Origin of the sequence: Pseudomonas sp. CM27 (assembly GCF_013179515.1) — a bacterium.
GTDB lineage: Bacteria > Pseudomonadota > Gammaproteobacteria > Pseudomonadales > Pseudomonadaceae > Aquipseudomonas.
Map to the genome: position 1 here is coordinate 8363 of NZ_JABMCN010000202.1, position 2766 is coordinate 11128.

The window sequence follows — 2766 nt, forward strand, 5'->3', positions numbered from 1 at the left end:
CACGCGGCTCGAAGACCTCGCAGCGCTCAAGCCGGTGTGGAAGGATGGCAAGTGGGTCGGCGCTGGCGAGTTTGTCACGGCGGGCAATGCCTCGCAGTTTTCTGACGGTGCTTCGGCCAGCCTGCTGATGAGCCGCGCCGAGGCGCATCGGCGTGGCCTTGCGCCGCTGGGCATCTACCGGGGCATTGCCGTGGCCGGCTGCGCGCCGCAGGAGATGGGCATCGGGCCGGTGCTGGCGGTGCCCAGGCTGCTCAAGCGCTTCGGGCTGACAGTGGCGGATATCGGCCTATGGGAGATCAACGAGGCGTTTGCCTGCCAGGTGCTGCATTGCCGTGACGCTCTGGGTATTGCGCCGGACCGGCTCAACGTGAATGGCGGGGCCATTGCCATTGGCCATCCGTTTGGCATGTCGGGGGCGCGGATGGTCGGGCATGCCCTGCTCGAAGGACGTCGGCGCGGGGTACGGTATGTGGTGGTGGCGATGTGTATTGGTGGCGGGATGGGCGCGGCGGGGTTGTTTGAGCTGCCCTAGGCTGCCGGGCTTTCACAGGTGCAGCGCGGGTGTTGAGCCGGGCGCGGGCGTTGTGGGGCAAATTGCACGAGGGCTGACAGGTGCTTGCCGCAGCATTTGCAGCGCCTGTGAGATCGAGCGCCGCCCGGGCGGCGCTTCGCGGGTGTCCGCCACAACAGATTCATCGCCTGTGAAATCGAGCGCCGCCCGCGCGGCGCTTCGCGGGTGAACCCGCTCCCACATTTGTCTAGGCCATTTGGACGATGTACCCCAGGCCAAGGCCACCGGATCATCCCCGGCACAATTCTAAAAGGATGCCCCCATGAATCCCGCCACGTGCCTGCCGCTGTCGCCCCGGAGCCCGTCATGCGCCAGCTGACCGCATACGCCATGAGCGCCCTGGTGATCGCCGCCGTCGCCTTCGCCTTCGCGCCACGCCAACCCGCCCCTTTGGCCGTGACCCAGATCCTCGCCGACCGGGTCCAGGTCAATGCACTGGTCAGCACCCCGCAACGGCTGATTGCCGTGGGCGAGCGTGGCACCTTGCTCAGCAGCGACGACAACGGCCGCAGCTGGCAAGCCAGCCAGGTCGGCGCAGGCCGCGATGCGACCCTGACCGGTGTAATCGCCCTGAGCCCGGAGGTGCTGATTGCGGTAGGCCACGATGGCTGGATCCTGCGCTCGGACGATGGCGGCCAAAGCTGGCAAGAGCGCCACCATGATGCCGACCTGGGTGAGCCCCTGCTTGGCGTGTGGAGCGCTGATGGCCAACAGGTGGTGGCCTACGGCAGTTACGGCAAGTTCCTGGTCTCCAGCGATGCCGGCGAACACTGGACAGCGCGGGAGATGCCCGGCGATGGCGCGCATTTCAACGGCCTGGACGGCGGCACCGACGGCCGTCAGCTGCTGGTGGGCGAGCAAGGGCTGGTGCTGCGCTCCAGCGATGGCGGTCAGCACTGGCAGCAACTGCCAGCGTTCTACAACGGTTCGCTGTTCGGCGTGGTGCGGCTGTCAGCCTCGCGCTGGCTGGCCTATGGCATGCGCGGGCATGTCTACGTCAGTGGCGATTTCGGCGACAGCTGGCAACGCATCGATGTCGGCAGCAGCCAGCCAATCTACGGCCATGCGCAGCTGCCAGAGGGGGCGGGGCTGGTGCTGGTTGGGGCCGGCAGCAGGCTGATCCGTCTGGATGGGCAAGGCAAGCTGGTGGCAGTCGACCAGCGCAGTGGCCTCGGCACACTGACCTCGGCGGTGGGGCTCAACCCGCGCCACTTGCTGGTCGCCGGTGAAAAAGGCGTATCGCAGGGCGCGCAGCAGCGGGTGGCCAGCACCGGCATGGAGCAGCAACCATGAGCAACAGCTTGAGCGAGCGTTGCGTGCACGCCTGTGCAGCCCGATTATTCCGAGGCCGGCGCGTCTGGCTGGGAGTGTTCCTGCTGGTGACCCTGGCCCTGGGCTACAGCGCCACCCAGGTGCGCCTGGACCCGGGTTTCAACAAGCAGATCCCGGTCCGCCACGACTACATGGTCAACTTTCTCGACTTCAGCCGGGTGTTCACCGGTGCCAACCGTTTGCTGGTGAACGTGCGCTGGAAGGGCGAGGGCGACCTCTACAACCCCGAGTTCCTCAAGGTGCTGCAACAGGTCACCGATGATGTGTTTTTCATCGAGGGTATCAGCCGGCCAAGTGTTACTTCGTTGTTCACCCCCAATGTGCGCTATGTGGAGGTCACCGAGGACGGCTTCGTCGGTGACCTGGTGGTGCCGCCCCAGTACGCCGGCACCCCGCAGGACCTGCAGAAGGTGCGCAGCAATGCGGCGCGGGCCGGCCAGGTGGGGCGCCTGCTGGCCAACGACCAGCGATCGGCACTGGTGCGCGCCGACCTGCAGGACAGCGACCCGCGCAGTGGTCAGCCGGTGTCGTACGTGGAGGTCGCCAAGCGCCTGGAGCAGATCCGCGAGCGCTACAACAGCCCGAACATCGAGATCAACGTGGTGGGCTTTGCCAAGCTGGTCGGCGATGTGGTGGAGGGCCTGGATACGGTGTTGCTGTTCTTCGTCGTGGCCTTTGTCATCACCGCCTTGCTGCTCTGGGCCTACACGCGCTCGCTGGTGATGAGCTGTGTCGCCCTCCTGGTGGCGTTGCTGCCGGTGGTCTGGTTGCTGGGGTTGCTGCCGTTGCTGGGGCTGGGTATCGACCCGATGTCGGTGCTGGTGCCGTTCCTGATTTTCTCGATTGGCGTATCGCATGCGGTA

At 66.3% G+C, this 2766-nt stretch carries 2 protein-coding genes and 1 pseudogene; all 3 read left to right on the plus strand.

Features of this window, described 5'->3' with window-relative positions; translation table 11 throughout:
* Positions 1 to 532 (plus strand): annotated as a pseudogene (locus HP547_RS21735) (acetyl-CoA C-acyltransferase); the annotation flags it as partial.
* Positions 533 to 877: 345 nt separating this feature from the next.
* A complete protein-coding gene (locus tag HP547_RS21740) occupies positions 878 to 1864 on the plus strand; it encodes a YCF48-related protein (protein WP_172287402.1) in 987 nt (328 codons plus the stop codon).
* Positions 1861 to 2766 (plus strand): MMPL family transporter (locus HP547_RS21745; RefSeq protein WP_172287403.1); only part of this gene is annotated, 906 nt, incomplete at its 3' end. The genes HP547_RS21740 and HP547_RS21745, both read left to right, overlap by 4 nt.